General features: G+C 71.1%; 27 protein-coding genes. 16 read left to right on the top strand and 11 right to left on the bottom strand.

The window, feature by feature from the left end; translation table 11 throughout:
• The 4 genes from IG74_RS0126565 to IG74_RS0126550 form a co-directional block, all read left to right on the top strand.
• Nucleotides 1–722: YczE/YyaS/YitT family protein (locus IG74_RS0126565; RefSeq protein WP_420709943.1), on the top strand; the 722-nt coding region annotated here is incomplete at its 5' end.
• An 83-nt stretch (nucleotides 723–805) separates the two neighbouring features.
• Entirely contained in the window at nucleotides 806–1420 is a 615-nt protein-coding gene (locus IG74_RS0126560; protein ID WP_030682372.1) for a helix-turn-helix domain-containing protein, read from the top strand.
• Between the two features lie 24 nt (nucleotides 1421–1444).
• A complete protein-coding gene (locus IG74_RS0126555; protein ID WP_030682370.1) occupies nucleotides 1445–2077 on the top strand; it encodes a hypothetical protein in 633 nt (210 codons plus the stop codon).
• Nucleotides 2078–2221: 144 nt separating this feature from the next.
• A complete protein-coding gene (locus tag IG74_RS0126550) occupies nucleotides 2222–2554 on the top strand; it encodes a DUF2516 family protein (protein WP_030682368.1) in 333 nt (110 codons plus the stop codon).
• Between the two features lie 15 nt (nucleotides 2555–2569).
• Here IG74_RS0126550 and IG74_RS0126545 read toward each other — a convergent pair whose 3' ends face one another.
• From IG74_RS0126545 to IG74_RS0126535, 3 genes are all read right to left on the bottom strand, one after another.
• Nucleotides 2570–3961, bottom strand: coding sequence for a PP2C family protein-serine/threonine phosphatase (locus IG74_RS0126545; RefSeq protein ID WP_037826089.1), 1392 nt, complete (start codon nucleotides 3959–3961; stop codon nucleotides 2570–2572).
• Between the two features lie 381 nt (nucleotides 3962–4342).
• Complete coding sequence (locus tag IG74_RS0126540) at nucleotides 4343–5449, bottom strand: C40 family peptidase (RefSeq protein WP_030682365.1); 1107 nt, start codon at nucleotides 5447–5449, stop codon at nucleotides 4343–4345.
• A 293-nt stretch (nucleotides 5450–5742) separates the two neighbouring features.
• The gene (locus tag IG74_RS0126535; protein WP_107059027.1) at nucleotides 5743–6558 is read right to left on the bottom strand and encodes a class I SAM-dependent methyltransferase; all 816 of its coding nucleotides are present in this window, start codon (nucleotides 6556–6558) and stop codon (nucleotides 5743–5745) included.
• Between the two features lie 179 nt (nucleotides 6559–6737).
• Here IG74_RS0126535 and mshA point away from each other — a divergent pair, with 179 nt between their 5' ends.
• Complete coding sequence (gene mshA / locus IG74_RS0126530) at nucleotides 6738–8093, top strand: D-inositol-3-phosphate glycosyltransferase (protein ID WP_030682361.1); 1356 nt, start codon at nucleotides 6738–6740, stop codon at nucleotides 8091–8093.
• Nucleotides 8086–8604 (top strand): YbjN domain-containing protein, encoded by a 519-nt coding sequence (locus IG74_RS0126525; RefSeq protein ID WP_030682359.1) that lies wholly within the window; start codon nucleotides 8086–8088, stop codon nucleotides 8602–8604. Before mshA ends, IG74_RS0126525 begins: the two co-directional genes overlap by 8 nt.
• 63 nt (nucleotides 8605–8667) lie before the next feature.
• Here IG74_RS0126525 and IG74_RS51165 read toward each other — a convergent pair whose 3' ends face one another.
• Complete coding sequence (locus IG74_RS51165; protein ID WP_158857768.1) at nucleotides 8668–9153, bottom strand: hypothetical protein; 486 nt, start codon at nucleotides 9151–9153, stop codon at nucleotides 8668–8670.
• 213 nt (nucleotides 9154–9366) lie between these two features.
• Between IG74_RS51165 and IG74_RS46280 the strand changes: the two genes are divergently transcribed.
• Nucleotides 9367–9729, top strand: coding sequence for a hypothetical protein (locus tag IG74_RS46280; RefSeq protein ID WP_158857766.1), 363 nt, complete (start codon nucleotides 9367–9369; stop codon nucleotides 9727–9729).
• A 436-nt stretch (nucleotides 9730–10165) separates the two neighbouring features.
• On the opposite strand, the gene IG74_RS0126510 is transcribed toward IG74_RS46280, so the two are convergent.
• Entirely contained in the window at nucleotides 10166–10582 is a 417-nt protein-coding gene (locus tag IG74_RS0126510) for an ATP-binding protein (protein WP_030682353.1), read from the bottom strand.
• A gap of 175 nt (nucleotides 10583–10757) precedes the next feature.
• Here IG74_RS0126510 and IG74_RS0126505 point away from each other — a divergent pair, with 175 nt between their 5' ends.
• Together IG74_RS0126505 and IG74_RS0126500 are read left to right on the top strand one after the other, a co-directional pair.
• Nucleotides 10758–12038 carry a helix-turn-helix domain-containing protein gene (locus IG74_RS0126505; RefSeq protein WP_030682350.1) on the top strand — a complete coding sequence of 427 codons (1281 nt, stop codon included), beginning with the start codon at nucleotides 10758–10760 and terminating at the stop codon, nucleotides 12036–12038.
• A complete protein-coding gene (locus tag IG74_RS0126500) occupies nucleotides 12035–12586 on the top strand; it encodes a flavoprotein (protein WP_030682347.1) in 552 nt (183 codons plus the stop codon). Before IG74_RS0126505 ends, IG74_RS0126500 begins: the two co-directional genes overlap by 4 nt.
• Before the next feature lie 251 nt (nucleotides 12587–12837).
• Here the strand turns inward: IG74_RS0126500 and IG74_RS0126495 are convergent, their stop codons facing one another.
• Nucleotides 12838–13212, bottom strand: a complete 375-nt coding sequence (locus IG74_RS0126495; protein WP_158857764.1) for a hypothetical protein — start codon at nucleotides 13210–13212, stop codon at nucleotides 12838–12840.
• A 123-nt stretch (nucleotides 13213–13335) separates the two neighbouring features.
• Here IG74_RS0126495 and IG74_RS53540 point away from each other — a divergent pair, with 123 nt between their 5' ends.
• The 4 genes from IG74_RS53540 (at nucleotide 13336) to IG74_RS0126480 (ending at nucleotide 15796) form a co-directional block, all read left to right on the top strand.
• On the top strand, nucleotides 13336–13572 hold the full coding sequence (locus IG74_RS53540) for a hypothetical protein (RefSeq protein ID WP_051855430.1): 237 nt from the start codon (nucleotides 13336–13338) through the stop codon (nucleotides 13570–13572).
• Between the two features lie 288 nt (nucleotides 13573–13860).
• Nucleotides 13861–14049 carry a tyrosine-type recombinase/integrase gene (locus IG74_RS53535; RefSeq protein ID WP_234334463.1) on the top strand — a complete coding sequence of 63 codons (189 nt, stop codon included), beginning with the start codon at nucleotides 13861–13863 and terminating at the stop codon, nucleotides 14047–14049.
• 460 nt (nucleotides 14050–14509) lie between these two features.
• Nucleotides 14510–14689 (top strand): hypothetical protein, encoded by a 180-nt coding sequence (locus IG74_RS0126485; RefSeq protein WP_030682342.1) that lies wholly within the window; start codon nucleotides 14510–14512, stop codon nucleotides 14687–14689.
• Between the two features lie 135 nt (nucleotides 14690–14824).
• The gene (locus tag IG74_RS0126480) at nucleotides 14825–15796 is read left to right on the top strand and encodes a tyrosine-type recombinase/integrase (protein ID WP_234334462.1); all 972 of its coding nucleotides are present in this window, start codon (nucleotides 14825–14827) and stop codon (nucleotides 15794–15796) included.
• Between the two features lie 64 nt (nucleotides 15797–15860).
• Here the strand turns inward: IG74_RS0126480 and IG74_RS52210 are convergent, their stop codons facing one another.
• Nucleotides 15861–16448, bottom strand: coding sequence for a hypothetical protein (locus IG74_RS52210; protein ID WP_158857762.1), 588 nt, complete (start codon nucleotides 16446–16448; stop codon nucleotides 15861–15863).
• 432 nt (nucleotides 16449–16880) lie between these two features.
• Entirely contained in the window at nucleotides 16881–17642 is a 762-nt protein-coding gene (locus tag IG74_RS0126470; RefSeq protein WP_030682335.1) for a phosphoglyceromutase, read from the bottom strand.
• A gap of 173 nt (nucleotides 17643–17815) precedes the next feature.
• On the opposite strand from IG74_RS0126470, the gene IG74_RS0126465 reads away from it, so the two are divergent.
• The 3 genes from IG74_RS0126465 (at nucleotide 17816) to IG74_RS0126455 (ending at nucleotide 19753) form a co-directional block, all read left to right on the top strand.
• The gene (locus IG74_RS0126465) at nucleotides 17816–19123 is read left to right on the top strand and encodes an MDR family MFS transporter (protein WP_078869045.1); all 1308 of its coding nucleotides are present in this window, start codon (nucleotides 17816–17818) and stop codon (nucleotides 19121–19123) included.
• A 124-nt stretch (nucleotides 19124–19247) separates the two neighbouring features.
• Nucleotides 19248–19496, top strand: coding sequence for a hypothetical protein (locus IG74_RS0126460; protein ID WP_030682330.1), 249 nt, complete (start codon nucleotides 19248–19250; stop codon nucleotides 19494–19496).
• Between the two features lie 65 nt (nucleotides 19497–19561).
• Nucleotides 19562–19753 (top strand): hypothetical protein, encoded by a 192-nt coding sequence (locus IG74_RS0126455; RefSeq protein ID WP_051855438.1) that lies wholly within the window; start codon nucleotides 19562–19564, stop codon nucleotides 19751–19753.
• Between the two features lie 33 nt (nucleotides 19754–19786).
• Here the strand turns inward: IG74_RS0126455 and IG74_RS0126450 are convergent, their stop codons facing one another.
• The 3 genes from IG74_RS0126450 to IG74_RS0126440 form a co-directional block, all read right to left on the bottom strand.
• Nucleotides 19787–21436 carry a glycosyl hydrolase family 28-related protein gene (locus tag IG74_RS0126450; protein ID WP_030682325.1) on the bottom strand — a complete coding sequence of 550 codons (1650 nt, stop codon included), beginning with the start codon at nucleotides 21434–21436 and terminating at the stop codon, nucleotides 19787–19789.
• Nucleotides 21437–21593: 157 nt separating this feature from the next.
• Nucleotides 21594–22043 (bottom strand): hypothetical protein, encoded by a 450-nt coding sequence (locus IG74_RS0126445; protein ID WP_158857760.1) that lies wholly within the window; start codon nucleotides 22041–22043, stop codon nucleotides 21594–21596.
• A gap of 222 nt (nucleotides 22044–22265) precedes the next feature.
• Nucleotides 22266–24242 carry a YncE family protein gene (locus IG74_RS0126440; protein WP_030682320.1) on the bottom strand — a complete coding sequence of 659 codons (1977 nt, stop codon included), beginning with the start codon at nucleotides 24240–24242 and terminating at the stop codon, nucleotides 22266–22268.
• Between the last annotated feature and the right edge of the window lie 449 nt (nucleotides 24243–24691).

The following is a 24691-nucleotide window of genomic DNA, read 5'->3' as shown; positions in this document are numbered from 1 at the left end:
GTGCGGGGCTTGGGGCGGGGCAGCGGTGGAAGGGGCGGGGCGCGGGGCCGGGGGCGGCGCGCGACGGCGCGCGGCAGCAGGGCCCGCCCCGGCGGACACCACCCCTCACTTACCTCCCCTTCGCCGAAGGCCCCGCGCGACGGATCCCCCAACTCCTCGTCGGCCTGGCCCTGTACGGCTTCAGCGTCGCGCTCACGGTCAGGGCCGCCCTGGGCGTCAACCCCTGGGCGGTCCTGAACCAGGGCCTGGAGCGCCACACGCCCCTCAGCTTCGGCCTGCTGACCACGCTGGTGGGCGCGGCCGTCCTGGCCCTGTGGATCCCGCTGCGGCAGCGGCCGACCTTCGGCACCTTCGCCAACATCGCCCTCGTGGGCGGCGCGGCGGACGCCGGGCTCTGGCTGGTCCCGGAGCCCGCGGGCCTCCCCGCGCGGATCGCCCTGCTGACGGCGGGCATCCTGCTGAACGGCCTCTCGATCGCCGTCTACGTGGGCGCCCGCTTCGGCCCCGGCCCCCGCGACGGCCTGATGACCGGCCTGACCGCCGCCACCGGCCGCTCCCTGCGCACCGTCCGCACCGCCATCGAGATCACGGTCCTCGCCACGGGCTGGCTCCTCGGCGGCACGGTGGGCCCCGGCACGATCCTGTACGCCGTCACGGTGGGCCCCGTGGCGCAGCACTCCCTGCCGAGCTGGACGTACGCGCCACGGGGCACCCGTAAGTGAGGGCCGACCGGCCGCGCGTGGCGTAGCGCACTATTGCAAGCGGCTGCTTGCAATAGTTAGCAGGGCGGGGCAGTATCGGAGGCATGGCATCGCTCAACGTCGGCAATCTCGGTGAGTACCTGCGCGAGCAGCGGCGCAACGCGCAGCTGTCGCTGCGGCAGCTCGCCGACGCCGCCGGGGTGTCCAATCCGTATCTGAGCCAGATCGAGCGAGGGCTTCGCAAGCCGAGCGCCGAGGTGCTCCAACAGGTCGCCAAGGCGCTGCGGATCTCCGCCGAGACGCTCTACGTCCGCGCCGGGATCCTCGACGAGAAGGAGCGGGACGAGCTGGAGACGCGCGCCGTCATCCTCGCCGACCCGTCCATCAACGAGCGGCAGAAGCAGGTGCTCCTGCAGATCTACGAGTCGTTCCGCAAGGAGAACGGCTTCGTGTCGGCGCCCGCCGAGCCCTCGGACCCCTCGTCGTCCACGGACGCGTACGCGGCGTCGTACACGAAGGACGCGAAGAACCCGAAGGGCTCGGAGGACGCGAAGGGCCCGGAGGACTCGACGTACTCGAACGGTGCCCGTCCCGAGAGCGCCCACGACGGCGCCGGGGACGGCGCACCGGCCCCCACCGCTGACGGGCCCCGCACGGCCGGCGGCAGTGATGCCCACCCCGAGGACCGTCGGTCCTCGGGCGAACAGCCCCCCAGCTGAAGCGAATCCGGGAGGACCATCGTCATGCCCATCACCGAAGAGGTGCGCAAGGCCGTCACCAACCCGACCCCCCTCTACTTCGTCGTCGGCAGCGCCGAACTCGCGCTCCAGCAGGCGAAGAAGGTGCCCGGCGCCATCGAGCAGCTCGCCGCCGACGCCCCCGCCCGCCTGGACGCGGTGCGCAACGCCAACCCCAAGGACGTCCAGGACCGGGCGGCCGCCCGCGCCAAGGAGGCCCGCGAGGCCATCCAGGCCAAGGTCGGCGAGTTCTTCGGCGTCCTCGACACGGACCTGAAGCGCATCGGCGAGAACGCCCAGGACTTCGCCCTGCGCGGCGTCGGCGTCGCCGTCGAGTACGCCGTCCAGGCGCGCGAGACGTACGAGAAGGTGGCCGAGCACGGCGAGCAGACCGTGCGGAACCTGCGCGGCGAGGCCGCCGACGAGCTCGTGGAGCTCGCCGACACCGTCGAGCCCGACGCGCCCGAGGCGGCTGAGACGTCCTCCGAGACGTCCTCCGAGACGTCCGAGGCGGCGGCCGAGCCGGAGGCCGCGACTTCCGAGTCGGAGGGCGAGGGCACCGCGGCCCGCAAGCCCGCCGCGAAGAAGACCACCGCCAGGAAGACGACGGCGAAGAAGACCACGCCGCCCGCCAAGTAGCGGCGGGCGGGCCTGGCGCTCGCACACACGGCCGGGCACTCTCGGAGTGCCCGGTCCGTTGTGCGGGTAGCGGTACCGTGACTTCGGACGCACGACACGTGCGTCGTGTTGGATTCGCCGAGACTGGTGGTGGACGTTGTGCTGATGCAGGGGTTCGCGAACTTCATGTGGCTGCTGTCGCTTGCCCTGATCCTGTTCAGCGGATTCGCGCTCGTCGACGCCGCCGTCCGCCGTGAGGACGCCTATCGGGCGGCCGACAAGAAGACCAAGCCGTTCTGGCTGATCATCCTCGGGCTCGCCTTCGTGGTGAACCTGATCTTCAACATCCTGTCGTTCCTGCCGATCATCGGCCTCGTCGCCACGATCGTGTACATGGTCGACGTACGGCCCGCGCTGCGCCAGGTCATGGGCGGGGGCGGCGGCCGCCGCGGCTCCAGCAGCGACGGCCCGTACGGCCCGTACAACGGCGGGCGTTGACCGGACGGGCGGCGACTAGCGCTCGCCGCCCCGCTCCCGGCCCGGCTCGCGGCCCGGCTCGCGGTCGAGGAGCAGCACCGCCACATCGTCCGTCAGTTCGCCGCCGTTGAGTTCCCGCACCTCGGTCACGGCCGCCTCCAGGAGCTCGTCGCCGCGCAGGCCCGCCGCGAGCTTGCGGCGCACCATCTCCACCATCCCGTCCTGGCCGAGCCGCTGGTTGCCCCGGCCGATCCGGCCCTCGATCAGGCCGTCCGTGTAGAGCATCAGGCTCCAGGTCCCGCCGAGCTGCACCTGCTGGCGCGGCCAGCGGGCGCGCGGCAGCAGGCCGAGCGCCGGGCCGCCGTTGTCGTACGGGAGCAGCTCGGCCGGCCGACCGGGGCGGGCGATCAGCGGCGACGGATGACCGGCCAGGCACAGACCGGCCCGGCGGCCGTCCGGCGCGATGTCGACCGTGCACAGCGTCGCGAAGATCTCCTCGTTCGCCCGCTCGTGCTCCAGGACCTGCTGCAGCGTGGAGAGCAGCTCGTCGCCGACCAGGCCCGCGAACGTCAGGGCGCGCCAGGCTATGCGCAGCTCCACGCCGAGTGCCGCCTCGTCCGGGCCGTGGCCGCAGACGTCGCCGATCATCACGTGCACCGCGCCGTCCGGCGTGCGCACCGTGTCGTAGAAGTCGCCGCCGAGCAGCGCGCGCGAACGGCCGGGGCGGTAGCGCGAGGCGAACCGCAGCGGCGAGCCGTCGAGCAGCGGCGTCGGCAGCAGGCCCCGCTCCAGGCGGGCGTTCTCCTGCGCGCGCAGCCGGGACTCGGTGAGCTGGCGCTGCGCGGCGTCCGCGCGCTTGCGCTCCACCGCGTACTGGATCGCGCGGCTCAGCAGCCGGCCGTCCAGCTCGTCGCGGAACAGATAGTCCTGGGCGCCGACCCGCACCGCCCGCGCGCCGCGCTCGGCGTCGCCGGACGTGGTCAGTGCGAGGACGGCGTGTCCGGGCGCGAGGCGCAGTACGTGCCGGAGCGGGGTCAGCTCGTCGGCGTCGGCGGGCGTCCGGTCCGTCCCGTGCGGCGCGTCGTGCGGGGCGCCGGGCCCGCCGCCGGGCCCGCCGGGCAGGGCGAGGTCGAGCAGGATGCAGTGCACGTCGTCCGTGAGCAGCCGCTCGACCTCGGTGAGGTTGCGAGCGGTGCGGATGCGGATGGGCCGGCCCGCGGAGTCCACGAGCTCGGGCAGGCTCAGGGAGCCGCCCGGGTCGTCCTCGACGAGCAGCAGGGTGAGCCCGGGGCCTCCGGCCGCGCCGGGGCCGCCCGGGCCGCCGGTGCGGCCGGAGCCGTCCGGGGAGGCGTCGGGCGTCGGCACCGCCGGGGCCTGTCCGCCTGCCGCGGCCGGGATCGCTCTCTGCCGCGGTATGGGTACGGGCATGCGTGGAGTTCCTTCCCTCCCCCCGAGGGCGCGGTGGGGCGACGGTCGCACGCCCCACACCAGACGGGGACCATAGCGGTAGCCGAGGCCACGGGGGAACGCGGCGCGGCACCCGGCAAGCGGCATATGCCGCCTCCTGGACCGCAATGGGGCACGAACCCGGTTCGACAGGGATGACGAACATCACGCCCGCGGGGTTGAGCGGGGCGGTGCCTCGTGCGGTGGGTCACAGGCGTGCGCGGCACACCGTACGCGGCGTGCGGCGGGACCCCTCCCGGCCTCCGGAAGGGGTCCCGCGCGGCGAGGCACCCGGCCCCGCGCGGCCGAGGCTCCGGGCCCCGCCGACGAGGCTCCGGGCCCCGGCGAAAGCTTTCGGCCGGATCAGCTGTCCGGGCGTACGACGCCGAGGATTTCCATCGATCCGGCGCCCGCGATCGTCACGTTCCGCCCCGGGCGGGGGGCGTGCACGATGGCGCCGTCGCCCACGTACAGCCCGACGTGGCTGGCGTCCTTGTGGTAGATGATCAGGTCGCCGGGGCGCATGTTCTTCACGTCGATGCGGGGCAGGCGCTTCCACTGCTCCTGCGAGGTGCGCGGGATGCCGCGGCCCGCGGCGGCCCAGGCCTTCGAGGTGAGTCCGGAGCAGTCGTACGACCCCGGGCCCTCGGCGCCCCAGACGTACGGCTTGCCGATCTGGGCGGTGGCGAAGGCGACGGCCTTCTTGCCGCGCGAGGTCGCGTCGCCCTTGAGGTCCTTGAGTATCCCGGAGCCGACCCAGGCCGACTGCTGCTTGAGGGCGGCCTCCTCCTCCAGGCGGCGCAGCCGCTCGCGCTCCTTGGTCTCCAGGTGCGACTCCAGCTTCTCGGCGGCGGCGATCTTCTTCTTGATCTTCCGCTTGGCCTCGGCCCTGGCCTTGCGGTTGGCCTCCAGCTTGCGCCACTGGGTGGAGGCGTCCTTGGCGTACGTCTTCAGATCGGCCTGGGTCCTGGCCATCTCGGTGAGCAGCGACTTCGTGCCGTGCTGGCCCTGGCGCAGGCGGCCCGCGCCGTCCAGGAACCGCTCGGGGCTGTCGCTGAGCATGAGGCGGGCCTGGTCGGGGATGCCGCCGCCGCGGTACTGCGCGCGGGCGGCGGCGCCGGCCTGGGCCTTGAGCTTGTCCAGCTTCTTCTGGCCCTTGTCGATGTCGCGGGCGAGGCGGACGATCTCGTCGGACTGCTGGTCGGCCTTCTCCTCCGCCGCGTTGTACGCGTCCGTGGCGGAGCCCGCTTCGCGGTAGAGCCGGTCGATCTTCTTGCGGACCTGCTCAAGGGGCGTGTCCCCGGCGGGCGTCGGCGATCCGGGCGTGGGCGGGCCGGGCGGCGTGGGCTCGGCCGGGCTCGCGAACGCCGTGCCCGGTGCGGCGAGCACCGCCGCCGCGCAGATCAGAGCCACGGCTTTCGCCGTCGAGTACCGCTTGCCGGACACGCTCCACCCCCACAGCAGATCCATCGGTCAGTCCATCGGTCAATCCGTCGACCGACCCAGCGGCCGGTCCATCGATCAAAGCTGATTTACCGTCAGTAACCCCACGGTGTGCTCGGGATGGTGCCATGTCCGCGCCCAATACGACAGGGTCGCGTGGCAACTCCCGTTCCCCTCCCGTCTCGTGTGACGAACGGCACGCGGTGATCGTTCCCTTCGTCCGAACGTTCACTCGCGGTGAACGGGCGGCGCCACCCGATGCGTTCGGCCGCCGCGGGGCGCGGTCCGCGCGCCGCCCGTGCGCGACCTCGCTCCGGGGCTCACGTCCCGCGGGGCGCGAGCGCCTCCCAGCGCACCGTCACTTCGCCCTGCCGCCACCGCGTGCCGCGGTCCACGACCGGCCAGTCCGCCCGCAGGTCGCGCACCGCCCGGATCCACCGCTGCCGTGCCCCGTACGACGCGTACGGGGCGGCCGCCGCCCACGCCCGGTCGAAGTCGCGCAGGAAGGCGTGCACCGGCTCGCCCGGCACGTTCCGGTGGATCAGCGCCTTGGGCAGCCGCTCGGCCAGGTCGGAGGGGTGCTCCAGGGAGGCGAGCCGGGCCGCGAAGGTCACCGTGCGCGGGCCCTCGGGGCCGAGCGCGACCCAGACGTGCCGCCGCCCGATCTCGTCGCAGGTCCCCTCGACGAGCAGCCCGTCGGGGGCGAGCCGCGCGCACAGGCGCTCCCAGACGGCGGCGACCTGGCCCTCGTCGTACTGGCGCAGCACGTTCGCGGCGCGGATGAGGACCGGGCGCGCGGGCAGCGGCACTTCGAAGCCGCCGTGCCGGAAGGAGAGCCCCTCCCGCTCGTACGGGCGCGCCGCTTCCACCCGTGCCGGGTCGATCTCGATGCCCACCACGCGCGCGTGCGGGGCGGCGGTGCGCAGCCTCAGGAGCAGTTCGACGGCGGTCCAGGGGGCGGCGCCGTAGCCGAGGTCGACGGCGAGCGGGTCGGCGGCGCGGCGCAGCGCGGCGCCGTGGGCGGCGGCGATCCAGCGGTCCATGCGGCGCAGCCGGTTGGGGTTGGTCGTCCCGCGCGTGACGGTGCCCACGGGGCGAACCGAGGGAGGGGGAGTGCGGGGCGCGCGGGAAGGCATGGGGGCAAGCGTATGCAAGGGCTGCGGTTGACACCCCCAAGGTAATGCTTTGGCAAAGAGGAAATGGAAGCGGAAGTTCCGGTGTTGCCGTCCTCAGAGGACCTCGTACGCCCTCCGCAGAGCTGTGCCCGCGGTACGAGGACCAGGACGCCGCAGCCAAGGCCAAGGAGGACCGCCACGTGAGCCATTACGTGACCAGGCTCGGGCGTCGTTTCCCAGCGGCTCCGTCGGCACCCGGCCGGCTGCGCCTCCCCGGCTCGCCGCGGCGGCCGCGGCGCGTCGCCATGCTCAGCGTGCACACCTCGCCGCTGCACCAGCCCGGCACCGGCGACGCGGGCGGCATGAACGTCTACATCGTGGAGCTCGCCAAGCGTCTCGCCGAGATCAACATCGAGGTCGAGATCTTCACCCGCGCCACCACGGGCGCGCTGCCGCCCACCGTCGAGCTGGCCCCCGGCGTCCTCGTGCGCCACGTGGACGCGGGGCCCTACGAGGGCCTGGCCAAGGAGGAGCTCCCCGCCCAGCTGTGCGCCTTCACGCACGGTGTCATGCTCGCCTGGGCGGGCCACCGCCCCGGCCACTACGACCTCGTCCACTCGCACTACTGGCTCAGCGGCCACGTCGGCTGGCTCGCCGCCGAGCGCTGGGGCACCCCGCTCGTGCACGCCATGCACACCATGGCCAAGGTCAAGAACGCGGCGCTCGCCGCAGGCGACACCCCCGAGCCCGCCGCCCGCGTCATCGGCGAGACCCAGATCGTGCGCGCCGCCGACCGGCTCATCGCCAACACCTCCGAAGAGGCCGACGAGCTCGTACGGCACTACGACGCCGAGCCCGGCAAGGTCGCCGTCGTCCACCCCGGCGTCAACCTCGACCGCTTCCGCCCCGCCGACGGCAGGGCCGCCGCCCGCCACCGCCTGGGCCTGCCGCAGGACGCCCTGGTCCCCCTCTTCGCGGGCCGCATCCAGCCCCTGAAGGCCCCGGACGTGCTGCTGCGCGCGGTCGCCGTCCTCCTCGACGAACGCCCCGAGCTGCGCCGCCGCATCGTCGTCCCCGTCGTCGGCGGCCCGAGCGGCAGCGGCCTGGCCAAGCCCGAGGGGCTGCAGAAGCTGGCCGCCCGCCTGGGCATCGCGGACGTGGTCCGCTTCCAGCCCCCGGTGGGCCAGGACCAGCTCGCCGACTGGTTCCGCGCGGCCTCCCTGCTCGTCATGCCCTCCTACAGCGAGTCGTTCGGGCTCGTCGCCATCGAGGCGCAGGCGGCGGGCACGCCGGTCCTCGCGGCGGCGGTGGGCGGCCTGCCGGTCGCCGTGCGCGACGGCGTCACCGGCTTCCTGATCCCCGACCACGAACCGGCCCACTACGCGCGCGTGCTGAGCGACTTCGCCGACAACCCGCACCTGGTCGACCGCATGGGCACGGCGGCCGCCCGGCACGCGGAGTCCTTCGGCTGGGGCACGGCGGCGTCGGCCACGGCGGACGTGTACACCGCGGCGATGCACGACCACCGCCGTCGCGTACCCTCGCACCATGGGTGACGTTGCTGCTGGTGAGACACCTGGTGCGGTGATCGAGCGGTTCCTGGCCGACGCCGAGCTCGACTGGGAGTCCCCCGAGCCGGGCTCGTACGTGATCAAACTCCCCGGCACCCGCAAGCTCTCCACCACGCTCTCCCTGCGCGTGGGCAAGCACTCGCTCTCCCTGAACGCCTTCGTGATCCGCCACCCCGACGAGAACCACGAGGCGGTCCACCGCTGGCTCCTGGAGCGCAACCTCCGCCTCTACGGGGTGAGCTACGCGATCGACCCCCTGGGCGACGTCTACGTCACCGGCAAGCTCCCGCTCGCCGCCGTCGCCCCGGACGAGCTGGACCGCCTCCTCGGCTCCGTCCTGGAAGCGGCGGACGGCTCCTTCAACACCCTCCTGGAACTGGGCTTCGCGACGGCGATCCGCAAGGAGTACGCCTGGCGAGTCTCCCGCGGCGAGTCGACCCGCAACCTGGAAGCCTTCACCCACCTGACCCGGCCCCGCACCGACGCCGCGGAGTAGCCCGCTTCCGGCGCCGCGGAGCAGCCTGCCCCGGTGCCGCGGGCCCGCCCCTCCAGCGCCGTTTCAGCCCCTGCCGTTCGCGGTGCGGCGCCGCCGCCCCGAGGCCCACCGCGGCAGCACCCGCCACAGCACGAGCGCGCCGCACACGAGGCCGCCGACGACGGCGACCTGCGCCGCCGGACGGCCCTCGACCCACATGCTTTCGTCCGGCCCCAGGCCGAGAGACCCGAGCAGCCGCCCGTCGCGCCCCGGGACGAGACTCACCAGCGCCACGGTCGCGACACCGCCCGCCGCCGCTGCGAGAGCCGCCGCCCCCCAGCGCCCCCGCTTCCGCGCCTCGCCGGCCACCGCCCACCCGACGAGCACCCCGAACCCGCAGAGGGCCCCGAAGACATAGCCGCCCGCGGGCCAGACACCCCCTGCCGCCCGCCACAACCGATCCCCGAACGCGACGGCGGCCCCGACACCCCCGAGGAACACGCCCCACGCCACCGGTGTGGCCCACCGCTCGGCCACGCTCGCCGGACGGCCCTGACTGGCCTTGCTCATGGAGGACACCACCGCAAAAGGAAGCCCCCGGCCCACGACTTCCCGAGGACAGAGGGCTCTGTTCGTACGTCGGGGTGACGACTCCACCCTGACTCTTGCTCGGACCTTCCAGTATGCGGGACTCCCAGCACAGGGCCCGCCCCCAGGCTCGCATGCCCTCGTGTCCGGAACGGCTCTGCCGTTTCCGTGCATATGCGCTTACCCTGCGTGGCCATGGGGGAAGCGGTGCGTCTGTACTGGGGATACATAGCGGTTGCGGCTCTCATCGTCGCGTGGAGCCAGCAGTGGTCGCTGCCGACCGTCGTCGCCCTCTCGATCGCGGTCTCGGTCTATGCCTCCTTCCAGGTGCCGGTCTGGTGCGGAGCGGTCAACCGGGACGGGAGAACCTACTGCCGCAACAACGCGTACGGCGTCCTGATGGGGTGCCGGAACCGCCAGCACCGGTGGCAGAAGCTGAAGATGGTCGTGCTGCGCAGCAAGGCCGGGGACCTGAGCCGAGCCGTCTTCCCCACGGCGAAGGAGAAGTTCAATGCCGCCCTGGCGGTGGGGGCCTGCTCTCCGCGATCGCAGCAGTGATCGTCCCAGCCGTCACGGGAGGGTGAGGCCCGGCCCGGCGGGCCATGGCCCAGCCGCGCCCCCGCCCCAGCAGAAAGCCCCCGCCAGCAGAGAAACCTCAGGCAGAGGGCTTGAAGCGGCGGGCTCGCTCTCCCGTGTGTGGCCCTGCATGTGTCCCTGTGTCCCGCCTTGTGGCTTTGTGATCTGCGTCGTAAGTGATCATGGCCTCGTAGGCTTCCGGCGTGTCGGGCAGCCCGTGTACCTGGCCGCGAAGGTGTGACGAGTGTCCTTCGGGGCTCGCGCCAAAGTGGCCGCCTGAGGCCGCGGAGCCGATCGCCCAGCGTGCGACACGAGCTGCGGTCGGGCTGGAGCGGGGCGGAGGCGGGAGTGCTGGCCCGGCCGGAGGCCGGGCTGCGTTGCGTGAGCGGAGCGAGACATCCTGAACCAGTAGAGAGAGTTACCGCTCAAGCGGTCCGGTGTCGGAGGGCCGGAGGGCGACCTCGGCCCAGACCCGTTTGCCCGTGAGGGTGGGTTCCGCCCCGAAGCGCGCGGCCAGGGCGGCCACGAGGAGCAGGCCGCGGCCGTCTTCGCTCGTGGTGCTCGGGGTGGAGGGCCGGGGCAGGGCTCGGCTGGAGTCGTGGACCTCGATGTGCAGGGCAGTCTCAAGGAGTCGCGCGCTCACGGAGACGCGGGCCGTGCCGGTGTGCCGGACCGCGTTGGTCAGGAGTTCGCTGAGTACGAGCTCGGCGGTGTGGACCACATCGGGCTCCAGCTTCGGCTCCCAGCCGTGTATGACCCGTACGACCCGGTGTCGGGCGGTGGTCACCGAGCCTGCGGTGACACGCACGGAGAGAGCGATGCGAGGTGCTGCCATGAGTGACCTCCGGTGGGGGTACGGCCACCTCACGCAACCAGGCGGCTGTGAGGTGGGGTTGGCCCCGACGGCGGCGTCGCATCGGTTATGCAAGAACTGCATAACGGCGAAATGGTCCTGATTTACGCTCGGTTGAGCGGGCATGATCGGCGGCGGTGGAAAGGGGCCGTGGCAGATGGCCGAAGCACACGGTGAATCGAGACGGATCGGCGAGGAGATCCGTCGGGCACGGGTGTTGCAGCGGCGCTCGCAGCACGACGTCGCCTCCGAGCTGGGCTACCACCAGTCGAAGCTAAGCCGCTTGGAGCGCGGGCATGGCACGGAGGACATCCGTGTCCTGCGGGCTGTCGCTCTGGAACTCGGCATCCCTCTTGGGAGATTGGGACTCGCGCCAACACCATGCCCGGCCGCGTCACGTTCCGGAGGAGAGGAGATGCAACGCCGTGCCTTCCTCACCGCGAGCATCGCCGCACTCGCCGCGCCCACCGCCGAACCTGTCCCGAAGCCCGCCCGCCACGATCTCGTCCAGGCGCTCCTGCCCGTCATGAGCGCGGAGGGCACCGGCGTCGCCTTGGACCTGCCGCGTCTTGGTGAACGTATCGGCACGGCCCGCAAACTCTTCTACGCCTGCGAGTACAGCGAGCTTGAGGGGGTTCTGCCCGCTCTGATCACCGACCTCAGGGCTGCCTCCGGGGACGCGACCGACCGCGACGCCCTGTCCGCGTTATTGGCCACGGCCTACCAGACCTCGGCCAGCCTGCTCCTCAAGCAGCACGACCAAGGCAACGCCTGGCTCGCGGTCGGCCGGGCCATGGCCGAGGCCGAGCGCTCCGGCGACCCGGTGGTCCTCGCCTCCAGCATCCGTGTCCAGGCCCACGCACTGGCCCGCGAGAAGCACACCTCGCAGGCCGTCGCCCTCGTCCGGCACGCCGCCGATCAGCTCACGGGCGCGTACGACCGCCGCTCCCCGAAGCACCTCGCGGCCGTCGGCCTGCTTCTCCTGCGCGGTGCGACGGCCGCGAGCGGCGCCGGTGACCGGGCGGCCGCTGAGGACTTCCTCGCCGAGGCCGGTGAGGCGGCTCGGTACGTCGCCGTTGATCGAACCGACGCGTGGGCCAACTTCAGCCCCACCAACGTCGCGCTGCACGAGCTCAGCGCTCTGGTCGCCTTCGGCGATGCCGGCCTCGCCCTCCGGGCTGCCGGTCCGCTCCTGCGCCGCCCCATCCCGGTGCCCGAGCGCCGCGCCGCCCTCTGGGTGGAGACAGCGCGCGCCTATACCCAGCAGGAACGCCTCCCCGACGCCTACCGTGCGTTGCGTGTCGCTGAGCGCTGCGCCGCGCAGGACGTCCGTCGCCCGGCCGTGCGCGAACTGGTCGCAGACATGGCTGCCCGTGACGCCCGCCGTACGCTGCCTGAGCTGCACCACTTCCACCGCAGACTGGGAGCCATCACGTGACTGACGACCTGGCCGCTACCCCGGACGAGAGGCCGTACCTCCACGTCGTCGTGTGTGCGTGTGGCGTCGCCCCCGACGTCGGTGAGCTGATCACTGCCGCGCAGGAGCGAGGCTGGGGCGTCGGGGTCGTCGCCACCCCGCAAGCCCTCGGCTTCCTCGACACCGCAGCCGTCGAGGCGCAGACGGGCTACCCGATCCGCTCCGCCTGGCGCACCCCTGAAGAGCCCCGCCCCCTCCCACCCGCAGACGCCATCGCCGTGGCCCCGGCCAGCTTCAACACCATCAACAAATGGGCCGCGGGCAACTCCGACACCCTCGCTCTCGGCATCCTGTGCGAGGCCTATGGCATGGGCACCCCCACGGTCGCCCTGCCCTACCTCAACGCCGCGCAGGCGGCACACCCCGCCTACCGCCAGAGCCTGGACCGGCTGCGAGCGATGGATGTCCTCATCGGCTCGTACGAGCCCCACCCGCCCAAGGCGGGCGGCGGAGCGGCCCGCTTCCGGTGGCAGGAGGCCCTCGACCTGCTGGAGCCACGAATCACCTGACGGTTGGTCCACGAGGCGGCCCCAGCACAGCGACAAGGCCCCACCAGCGGGGAAACCGCAGGTGGGGGCCTTGGGCATGAGAGGAAGGCGCGGGCTTACCCGGGTCTTGTCGGAGATCTTGAAGAGCTGGGATCCTCCTGGCCGGAGCTGCTGGCACAGTGGCTGGGTGGTAGTTGGCGGTTGGTGTTTGAGCACTGCCGAGCGACCTCGGACGCCCCCCCGGGGGGGGGAGAGAGAGAGAGCCCAGCAGGCTAGCCGACATCCCGTAGAGGTTCGCTGGCCGAATAGCAGGCGTCCAGCCACTTCGCCTCGTCCCTGCCGAGGATGGTGGCCCCGCACATGGGCGTGCTCAACAACCCGCCGCCAATGCTCACGTTCTCCAGAGTCTTCTTCTGAGCGGGAGTCGCGGTGTCAGCCATCGTGGTCGTGAACCCTTTGACCGGCCTCGGCTCCCAATCAAGGTCCGAGTGAAGCAGCGTGGCTGCTGCTTCGCCCCGCTGCTGAACAAAGATCAATCGCTCCCCACTGTCGTTGACGAAGTAGGAGACGTAATCCTTGTCGCCAATGGGGAAGCCGCTCAGCTGGGCGAGCAGCATCCTTAAGTCAATACCGAAATCGGATGCCATGCCAGGGACGCTACCAACGATCACGCCCCGCCATGCACAAGTTCTTCACACTGGCTCAACGCCCCGGGTGGCGTACGTGCTCGGACGATCTACTCCAATGTGTGCGGGGCTCTGAGGGCGGCTGTGGATGATGAGTATCTGCCCCGCAACCCGCGCGGTGCGCTCGGCTTGACGCCCGTGGACGCGAAGCGGATCTTCGTCATTCGGAAGACCATGGCCGAGAGCTACCAAGCCATGGTCGCCCTGGGCGGAGGGTGTGGGCTCCGCCAGGGAGAGGTCCTCGGTGTCGCCGTTGACGTGATCGACTTCGAGGCGGACATGCCCCACGCGCTCGAAGCAGCTGAAGCTGAGTCAGAGTAAGCCGTCTTCGCCCCGCCCGAGGGCGGCGAGCTCCAGGAAGCGCCGCTCCCGGGGCCGGTCGCCGACGCCCTCTGCGCACATGAAGCTGTCCCCACGGGTCGAACTACCTTGGTGGCAGGGGGCGGCTAGATCCGCTGTGGTCAAGCGGTCGATCTTCACCAGTCGCGTGGCAGGCACGTCAGGCGGACGACGCTCAGGGGCAACGTCTGGAAGCCTGCGCTCGCTGTCGCCGGGGTGCCCCCTGTACCTGAGCGGGGCCAGCCGTACGCCGAGTCCCGAGCGAACGGCATGCACGCCCTCCGCCACCGCTACGCCTCAGTGCTCCTGGACGCGGGGGAGAACATCAAGGCGCTTGCCGAGTACCTCGGTCACTCGGACCCGGGCCTGACTCTCCGCGTGTACGCACACCTGGTGCCCTCCAGTCGAGAACGGACACGAAAGGTAATCGCTCACGCATACGAAGGTATCGAACTTTAGAGTCAGAGGCTTGAGCTTGGCACCCAGAAATTGGGCGTGCATTCCGAGCTTTAGGCTCAGGGTCTGGGCGTGTACTTGGCCTTCTGTGCTCGGAATGTAGGCGCTCGTTTGACTTTCTCTCCAGGGAGGGAAGCTAGCTAGCTAGCGGGCGAGCTAGCAAACGCGTGAAGGGCCGGGGTCGTCGCTCTGAGTGACCGAAGTGGGCGCGTTTCCGCTGTTCAGCGACTAGTACGTTTCGTTCGGACAGTGAAATGCCTACCGGCGAGGTGTCGCATTCTTCGACCTTTCTACTGTGAAAGTCGAAGGTCGCCATCCCTGCTAGCTGCGCGTTTGTCTGAGAAGTCGAGCTGTGCGAAAGTCTCACCGCACGCGAATGCCGCCCCACGCCCGGGGCGGCATTCGTTTCCATTTCCGCACCCGGAAACCGCTTGATCAATAACCTGATACGGAAGGAGGCCATATGGTCCCACGCACAGGTGTCACCGTCGACATCTGCCCACGCGACCTGCCGATCGCGCTCATCGGCGCCGGAGGAGGTGCGCTCGCCCTCTGGGCGCAGGCTCCGGTCGAGATCGCCATCCCTGTGGCACTGCTGATCGTGCTCGACGTCCGGGTCCGGCGCATGCGCCGGAGCGCCTGACGGCCCAGCGACGGCCCCAGCGCAGCAGCAAGGCCCCCACCGGCGGGGAAACCGCAGGTGGGGGCCTTGAATGCGTGGGCTTACTTCTTCTTGCCCTGGGTCTGGCGGGCCCGTTTTCGGCCCCTGGTCAGGAGGATGCACGCCGCGACTGACCTGCGGTCGGGCGGTCGTTGGTGGTCGTTGTTGGAGTCTCAGCTCAAGCTGCACGCCTTCCCCCGCATCGGGTCGCGTCAGCTCGGGTCGTTTCAGCCGAGCCACATCCGCGAGTTCGTGACACAACTCGAAGAGACCGGCATGTCTGGCTCGTACGCCCGCTTCATCTTCTCCAACGTCCGCGCCGTGCTCTCCGCCGCCGTGGAGGACGGATGCCTACGCCGGAACCCCTGCAACTCGCGCACGGTGACCCCGCCGGCCATGGGCACGCGCCGCGTCGTCCCATGGGAGCCTGAGCGTGTCTTCGCCGTGCGCGCCGCCATGGTCGAGCGCTTCCGGCCCATGGTCGACGTGGGCGCCGGATGCGGCCTGCGGCAAGGGGAAATCCTGGGGTTGTCCGTCGATAACATCGACTTCGACAGCGGCATCGTGCACGTGGTGCAGCAACTCAAGCTGAGCCTGAGCAAGGCCGTGTTCGCGCCCCCGAAGGGCGGCAAGCTCCGCGACGTGCCTCTGCCCGACCCCGTGGCGGAGGCACTACAGGAGCACATCAAGCGGTTCCCGCCCGTGGAAATCAAGCTCCCGTGGATGCGAGCGAACGGCCAGCCGGTGACCCGGCGGCTCATCTTCACGGGCCCCAACGGCGGGCACATCTGGCGCACGTCGCTGAACGAAGACCACTGGAAGCCCGCGCTCGCCAAGGCAGGCGTCATCCCGAAGGCCAAGAGCCGCGAGCACGCCGCCGCCCGCGAGCACGGCATGCACGCGCTTCGGCACTTCTACGCGTCCGTGCTCCTAGACGCTGGGGAGAGCATCAAGGCCCTCGCTGAGTACCTCGGCCACTCGGACCCAGGGCTAACGCTGAAGGTGTACGCGCACCTCATGCCGAGCAGCCGGGAGCGGGCCCGGAAGGCTCTCGGGCAGGCTCTTCGGCCGCAAGAGCCGGGGCACTAAGGCCCACAGGGTCAAGGCCTGAAAACGCCTCCGACCTGCGTCATAAACGCAGCTCGGAGGCTAGCTAATAGCCCTCAGTGGGCGGTGACAGGTCAGTCGTGTCAAGCGCCGATAGGCTTGCAACGTTTCGAACCCATCCGGTTTGAGGGTACCAATACACGTAGATCGCGTCGGCGTCAGGATCATCGGCAAGAAGTTCCGACATTTGATCGATGAAGTCCTGGAGTGCTTCCTCGGAGATGTCGCCAGGGACCTTGACTTGAACCCGCCCGTCAGTCGTAAGGAGCTTCAGGGTGTATTCTGGCGAATCGAACTCCATGCCTGCTTCTCGCCGGAACGTGTCTCTGACGTACTGATACGCCGCCTCGCCTGCCTTTGTAGCGAGCGCCTGCAAAAAAGGGGCGCCAAGCATCGCTGCGAGGGTGGAGGCAACCCAAAGCGCGACGTCCGGGTCACCTTTGGGTGGGTGGTAGGTGCGATAAATGACAGGGAAAGCGCAGCACCAGTATCCGGTCTCGGGATCTGTAGAGGTCCAAACTTCGCGATCGGGATAGTGGTCCCGGACCACGTTCTGCCAGGGCTTCATTCCGCCCACGTACGCATGCTCTGGAACATGGCACAGCGTGGTTTCTTCGTTGGCACTATCGTTCATTGGCACCCCCAGTAGTTAGCGCCGCACTTCGAGCAGTTCAGTACGGGAAGGCTCAACACCTTGCCGCTGTTGCTCGATCAACGCTCCCATCCGCTCGCGACGGGTCTATGCCTGGGCGCCTGTCTCGTCTCCAATCCTGGCCCAGACCTTAGCGAACTGAACTGCACCTACCAGCAGCACAGCAACATCGAGCGTAGATACGATTGCTGCATAGTCGTTGCTCATCGCCCAAGCCACAGATCCCCCACTCACCGTTGGTCGACACCCCCAGTGGTAGCGGATGAGGCCGCCGTCCGTCCGGTTTTCCATAAACGCGGCAGGCGAGCGCTCCGGCCGTGGGCCGGCGGACCCGAGGTTCCAGAGAGGTCCCGGACCGTAAATATGCCCCCGACCCCGCGCCATTCGCGCAGGTCGGGGGCATGATCACAGAGGCTACTTCTTCTTGCCCTGGTTCTTCACGGCCTCGATCGCGGCCTTCGCGGCCTCCGGGTCGAGGTACGTGCCGCCCGGGTTGAGGGGCTTGAAGGCGGCGTCCAGGTCGTAGGCGAGCGGGATGCCGGTGGGGATGTTCAGGCCCGCGATGTCGGCGTCGGAGATGCCGTCGAGGTGCTTGACCAGGGCGCGGAGGCTGTTGCCGTGGGCGGCGACCAGGACGGTGCGGCCGGCCAGGAGGTCGGGGACGATGCCGTCGTACCAGTAGGGGAGCATGCGGACGACGACGTCCTTCAGGCACTCCGTGCGGGGGCGCAGCTCCGGCGGGATGGAGGCGTAGCGCGGGTCGCCCGACTGGGAGAACTCGGTGCCGTCCTCGAGGGCGGGCGGCGGGGTGTCGTACGAGCGGCGCCAGAGCATGAACTGCTCCTCGCCGAACTCGGCCAGGGTCTGGGCCTTGTCCTTGCCCTGGAGGGCACCGTAGTGGCGCTCGTTCAGACGCCAGCTGCGGTGGACCGGGATCCAGTGGCGGTCCGCGGACTCCAGCGCGAGCTGGGCCGTGCGGATGGCGCGCTTCTGGAGCGACGTGTGGACCACGTCGGGCAGCAGGCCCGCGTCCTTGAGCAGCTCGCCGCCGCGGACCGCCTCCTTCTCGCCCTTCTCGTTGAGGTTGACGTCCACCCAGCCGGTGAACAGGTTCTTCGCGTTCCATTCGCTCTCGCCGTGGCGGAGGAGGATCAGCTTGTACGGTGCGTCGGCCATGCCCACGAGCGTAATGGAACTCCCGAGGGGGCCGCGTCCCGGTGCGATTGACGCTACCTGTCAAATGAGTAGTCCGGAGGGACCGCGGTTGCGTAATTTGTGATCGCCGTTCCCGACACTTACATGCCCTGGCCGCCCCGGCGGCCGGGCCCGCACCGCCCCGGGGGATCCTCGTGCCGCTCACCGCCGCAAGACGCGCCGTCAAGGAATCCGTGTCGGGGCTGCCACCCGCGTTCTGGTGGCTGTGGACCAGCACCCTGGTGAACCGCCTGGGCGCGTTCGTGTCCACGTTCCTGGCGATCTACCTGACCCTGGAGCAGGGCTACTCGGCCACGTACGCGGGGCTCGTCGCGGCCCTGCACGGGCTCGGCGGAGTGGTCTCGTCGCTCGGCGCGGGCGTCCTGACCGACCGGCTCGGGCGGCGGCCCACGCTGCTCATCGCGCAGACGTCCACGGGCCTGTCCGTGGCGCTGCTCGGATTCATGACCCACCCGGTGGCCATCGCGGCGGTGGCCTTCCTCGTGGGCATGGCGAGCAACGCATCGCGGCCCGCCGTGCAGGCGATGATGGCCGACATCGTCCGGCCCGAGGACCGCGTCCGCGCCTTCTCGCTCAACTTCTGGGCCATCAACCTCGGCTTCGCCATCTCCTCGGCGGCCGCGGGCTTCATCGCCTCGTACAGCTACCTCGCGGGCTTCCTCCTGGAGGCCGCGATGACGCTGGCGTGCGCGGCCGTCATCTTCGTGAAGCTGCCGGAGTCGCGGCCCGCGCCCGTCGAGGGGGCGGCGGGCGACGAGCCGGAGGCCGGGCTCGGCACGGTGCTGCGCGACGGGCGCTTCATGGGCGTCGTCGGGCTCTCCTTCCTGGTCGCGCTGATCTTCCAGCAGGCGTACGTGGGACTGCCGGTGGCGATGGGCGAGGCGGGCTTCAAGCCGAGCGACTACGGCATCGCGATCGCCTTCAACGGCGTCATGATCGTGCTCCTGCAGATCCCGGTGACGCGGTTCATCGAACACCGGGACCCGCAGCGCCTCCTGGTGATCTCCTCACTCGTGGCGGGGTACGGCTTCGGCCTCACGGCCTTCGCCGGCTCGGTCGGCCTCATCACCCTCACCGTGTGCCTGTGGACGCTCGCCGAGATCGTCAACGCCCCCACCCAGACGGGCCTGGTCGTCCGCCTCTCACCGACGCACGCGCGCGGCCGCTACCAGGGCATGTACACCATGTCCTGGGCGGTCGCGGCGCTCGCGGCACCGCTGATCTCCGGCTCCGTCATCGACCGCCTGGGCGCGGACTGGCTGTGGGGCTTCTGCGCGGTCGTGGGCACGGTCGCGGCCCTCGGGTACTGGGGCCTCATGCGCAACCTCCCGGAGCCGGTGGCGTACGAGAGCGAGGCGCGGCCCGGCACCGGAACTGGCACTGGCACCGACACCGGCACGGAGAAGTCGGGGACGGCGGAGAAGGCTGACGCCACCGGCTGACGCCACCGGGTGGCCATCCCGGGTGGCCACCGGGTGCGGCCACCGGCTGAAAGCCCCCGGCCCGGCCGCTACCGTGAGATCAGCGCCGGGACCGTCCAGGGACCCCAGGGAGAGTGACCCGACCATGGCCGAACCACTGAAGACCTTCATCGGCGGCGAGGAGGTCGAGGTGCCCAACACCATCCCGGACATCCGCGCCGCCCTCCCCGAGGACAGGCGCGAGGACTTCGACCGGGCCATCAACGGCGCGGGGGTCGACGAGATCCACTCGGTGATGCGGCACTGGATGCTGGAGGCCGTGCCCGACCCCGAGGCCGAGGCGGTCCTCGACCGCCTCGCGGCCGACGAGGCCGAGAGGCGGAGCATCGCGTGAGCCGTCACCGGAGCCGGAGCTACCGCATCACCTACGCGCCGCCCGCCGACGACACCCTCGCCAAGATGGGCGACGCCGACCAGTTCCGGGCGGCCATGGAGCGCACCCTCGGCCGCGACCCGTACGGGCACGGCTCGGCGGCCGTCGACCAGGAGCGGGACCGCAGGGAGGCCACGGTCGGCGGCGCGATCGTCCTCTACTACGTGTCGGGTTCGGTCCTGACGGTCACCGTCGTCCGCCTCGTCCCCTTCAGCTGAGCCGCCGATTCCGGGCACCGGGGCGGCCGGGGCTCAGTGCTCCAGGGCGCGCTGGGCCTCGTACAGGTTCCGCGGCCGTACGGCGCCGGGCGAACCGTACGCCTCGATGCGGGAGTTGAGCTCCCCCGAGAAGTCCGGCACGTCGATCTGGTCGAACTCCCGGACGCGGGAGATGCCGACCGTGGCGCTGTACGGCGCGATGCCGTCGATCCTGACCAGTCCGGCGCGCTGGTTGGTGACGGTGACGTTCCAGTGGGTGAACCGAGCTCCGTAGAGGGGCCCGGCGCTGGCGTCGCCGCCGTGCCGCCCGTCGTTGGTGACGACGATCTCCGTGCGGACGTTCGCGAACGGCATGCCCCGGTGGGTGTCGAAGGTGCCCGTCTCCATGTGGCCGCGCGACCAGACGTTGTACGAGGACAGGCCCTCCACATTGATGCCGTGCAGCTGCGTCCCCGCGGGCGCGGGCACGGTCCGCCGCTCGACGCGGAAGTCCTCGATCAGGTTGTCGTGGGAGCCCTCGCGGCAGAAGTACGGGTGGTGCGCGCCGCGCCCGCCGACGGAGGTGCGGCGCAGGGTGCAGGCGGACGCGGCGACGAGCCCGAAGCCGTTGTCCACGTGGCGCACGCGCACGTCGTCGGCCCAGCAGTCGTACGCGCACTGGAAGGTGACGCCGTTGAACCCCTTGTCGAGGAGGTGCGGCGACTGCGGTGTCCGAACGGCCTCCAGGGTGAGCCCCTCGACGCCGGAGCCGGTGAGCGCGGTGACGTGGGTGGTCAGGAGCGGCTCCCACTCGGGCCGCACGTCGAGCGGGAGCGGCCGCTCGAAGGTGACCTCGCGCCCCCGCACCCCGGTGACCCGTACGGGCCACTCGTAGGGGACGTACGACGTCAGCTTCGTCTTGTCGTCCCAGACGTACGCCTCCGGGCCGGGGCCGCCGCCCGCCATGTGCTCCAGGAGGGTGTGGTCGCGGTCGTCGGCGAGGCGGAGCAGGACGAGGTCGCCGGGGCGCACGCGCGCGGGGTCCGCGACGCGGACGGACCGGTCGCCGCGGCGGGCGGGGGAGACGGCGGTGAGGGCGCGCCACTCGTCCCGCGCGTTTCCGGTCCACCCCTCGAACGGCCACCGCCCGGCCTTGATCGCCCCGACGAGGGAGTCCCAGCGCTGTCGCGGGCACAGCCAGACGAGCCCGCCGGCCCAGGACCAGCTGGACTTGTCCCCGCCGTAGCGGCTGCCGTAGGGGCCGATCAGCTCGGTGAGGTGGCGGGTGGCGACGAGCGTGGTGCGGCCGCTGCCCGCGCCGCGCAGGACGACGCCGTCGTGGGCGATCCGGATGACGTCGTCGATCCGGTACGTGCCGGGTTCGAGCTGGACCGTGCCCCCGCCGGCCTCTCCGGCGGCGGCGAGGGCGCGGTTGATCGCGGGCGCGGCGTCCGCGCCCGCGCCGGGCCGGGCGCCGTGGTGGCGGACGGGGAAGACGGTGCGCGGGCGGTGGAAGCGCCGGGCGCCGCCCCGGCATCCGGCGCGGCCCACGTAGGGGATCTGCGGGTGGGCGTACGGATTCCCGGTGAACTCCCGCCACAGCTCGGCAGGACGGGGGGCCGTCGCCGCCGCGGGCCCCGTCGCGGCGGCGGCCGCGACGGCGACGGCCCCTCCCAGGACGCCGCGTCTGCTGAGGTCGGCCATGGCGCCACACCCTCTCGTCCGGTCCATCTTCATCAACGTCTAGGTACGTGAACGGCGTTCATGTCTGCGTTGGGCGGGAGCATGCCACGGCGCGCCACCGCGCGGGAAGCCCTCGGTACGGCTCAGATGCGTGAACGAGCCCTACCGAGGGCCCACTTCACTTCCGGGCCCGTCGGGCCCGCCGGAGCACGGGCAGCACGGCGATCTCCAGAAGGATCGCCGACACCGCGACCTTGGCCAGTTCCTCACTGAGCAGGAAGTGGATCAGCCAGAGGACGACGTGCTCCCACGCGAAGAGGAGCAGCCACATGCAGCCGTGCCCGAAGGGCGTGAGGCCGTATTCGTAGAAGTGGAGGACGAGCCACAGCGTGCCGCGAGCTGTGCCGGTGCCGAGGAAGGTGAAGAAGTGGCCGACGGGAGTGAGGGCGTAGTCGTAGAAGTGGAGGACGAGCCACAGGAATCCGTGCGCTGTCTGTGTGCCGAGGAAGGCGAAGAAGTGCCCGGTGGGGGCGAGGGCGTAGTCGTAGCAGAGGGAGACGAGCCACATGAACCCGTGAGCTGCCTCCGTGGCGGTCCTGACGAAGAACTGACCTGTGTCGCGCAGCATGCCCATGATGCCTCTGGAGTGGACGCGGCTAGACCGAGTGAGCTCTCAACGACCTGTCGGACCCCGGAGTGCCCGATGAATTCCAGCCTCCGGAATGCGTCATGACGACATGTCACATGTCATTCCACGCGTCTCACGCGCCCCTGTGCGCGCGGGCGCGTACGTGAATCCGTACGCAGAAAAGAGGGGGCTCCACGCGCGCGTGGAGCCCCCTCCTCTGGGTCAGCGTGTGAAGTACAGGTACTTCCACGCCCCGTGCGTCGTCGTGTTCACGTTGTCGCCCGACGTGCCGTTGACGTACGAGGAGCGCAGCCGTAGGCGGATGCCCGCCTGGCCGGGGGCGTCCAGGGTGACGGGGGACGTGCCGTCGGGGTTCAGCTTGAAGTACGCGGAGGCGCCCTCGTGCCAGCGGCCGTCCGCATGCACCTGGAGCTCCAGACGCTGCTTGCGGCCCTTGTAGTACGTCATCTTCGTCGTGTGGCGCGGCCCTGTGTTCTTGTGGAAGTAGTAGTACTTCCGCGAGCCGATCGTGCCGGTCCGGTAGTGCCTGGCCAGGGTCGTGGAGACCTTGACGCGGGCGTACGCCGTGGACTTCGCGGTCGCCGCCTTCGTGCGGGAGTCGCCCGCGTAGCGCGCCGTGACCACCGTGTCGCGCTTCAGGTCCACGGTCGCGGACACGTTGCCGTCCGCGTCGGCCTCGGCCTTCTTCACGAGCGCTTTCGGCTGGTCCGTGCCGTACGGGTCGGCCCAGATCTCGACCGTCCGGTTCTTGTGCGTCGTGCCGAGGCGGGCCGTGAACGTCACGTCCGTGCCGTGGTCGTGGACCTTGCCGTCGCCGTCCAGGGTGAGCGTCGCCGCGTCGCGCGAGACGTCCACCGAGGCGCTCGCTCGGGCCGCGGCGTGCGTGCCGTCGCCCGCGTACGCGACCTCGTACGTCACCTCGCCGCCCTCGTCGGGGGTGTCCTCGAAGGAGAAGGTGCCGTCCGCGGCGGTCCGCACCGGCGGCAGCGCGACATCCGGCCTGACCGAGTCGTCCCGCGTGACGGTCAGGGCCGTCCCGGCCGGCAGCGGCGCCGCCGCCGAGAGCTTGCCGGTGACCGTGAGCGGCTTGCCGCGCTGCGCCTTCGCGGGCGCGGAAAGGGTCAGCTCGGGCAGCGACCTGCCGGGCTCCACGAAGGCGCGGAAGGTGTACGTGCCGCGGGAGTTCACCGACACCGCGACGAGGCGGCTGCCGTCCGGCGCCCAGGCGAGCGCGGCGGGCACCAGCTCGTCGCCGCCGCTGGTGTCACCGGTGTTCGGGAAGTCGTACTCGCGCACCGGAGTCGTCGCGCCCGGCCGGTAGACGTGCACGTCAGGGGCGTACGCGGACATGCTGCCGCCCGCGACCGTGCCGTCGGGCGCGATCGCGACGGCGTTCGGATACGGGTCCGTGGGGTAGCGCGCGACCTTGCCGAGGTCCTTGGTGGAGTACGCGGGGAACGCGTACCCGTGGCCGTCGTCCCAGGTCGTCAGGACCTGCTCGCCGTCGGGCGTCAGGTCCAGCTGCTTGAAGTCGCCGGTGACGTTCTTGGTGGCGCGCAGGGCGGGGGCGCCGCCGCCGAGGTCGTACACCGCCACGTCCGCCCAGGAGTTGCCCTGCTCCCCGGCGGCCAGGACGTCGGGAACGGCCGGGTCCGTGCCGAGCAGCGGCACGCCGTCCCAGGTCACGCCGGTGCCCTGGGCGAGCTTCACGACGGGCTCTGAGCCGGAGACGTCCAGCGAGCCGATGCCGCCCTTGTAGCCGAACCAGAGCTTGCCGCCCGCCGCCTCCAGGGTGGCGGGACCGTCCGCGCCGCCGAGGTCGTAGCTCGCGGTCCGCGCGTACGTCGTGGTGTCCACGGACACGATCCGGCCGGTGCCCGCGACCGCCGCGTGCACCTGGCCGGAGTCCGGTGCCACCGCGAGGCCGCCGACGCCCGGCAGGCCGTCGACGGTGGCCTCGTGCTCGCCGGTGTAGTCCGTGACGACGATCTTGCCGCCGGTCGGGTCGGAGACGTAGACGCGCTGGTGCTCGCCGTCCACGACGACGTCGCCGACCGAGGAGACGGGCAGGGCCTCGGCCGAGTCCGCCGCGGCCGGGGCCGCCGTACCCGCGACGAGCGCCGCGGAGCTGAAGATGACCGCGAGTGCCGTCGCGGTCGAGAGGGTGCGCGTGCGCACGGTGATTGTGACCCCCCACAGGAAACACGAGAACGGCCCTGGGCCTGGTGCCCGGGCCGGTAACCCCCCGTTGCACAGCGCAGATTAGGCCATGTCTATGACAAGGGTGGAGGGGGTTGCACGGGAGGCGGCGGCCGGCGCTCGTGGGGCTTGGCGCGCGCATGTGCGCCGTTGACGCGCCCCGTTGCCGGCTGCATGGAATGGATAGCAGGCAGTACGCCTCACGCCTTCGAGGAGGAGACCATGGCCGAATCCCCCGAGCGCGACACCTGTACGAACGGTTGCCAGTGCGGTTCCGGCTGCAGCTGCGGCTGCCAGTCCGGCGGGCCTTGCCAGTGCGGCGGCGGCTGCGGCTGACGCTCCACCGCCCTGCCAGGGGTGGGCGCCGGGCCCAACGCCCAGCGCCCACCCCCTCGCCTTGCCGCGCCCTCCCGGCCGGGGAGGGGTGC

The sequence above is a fragment of the Streptomyces sp. NRRL B-1347 genome, from assembly GCF_000720325.1.
In the GTDB taxonomy this organism is placed as follows: domain Bacteria; phylum Actinomycetota; class Actinomycetes; order Streptomycetales; family Streptomycetaceae; genus Streptomyces.
This window is presented reverse-complemented; position numbering and strand designations above follow the sequence as displayed.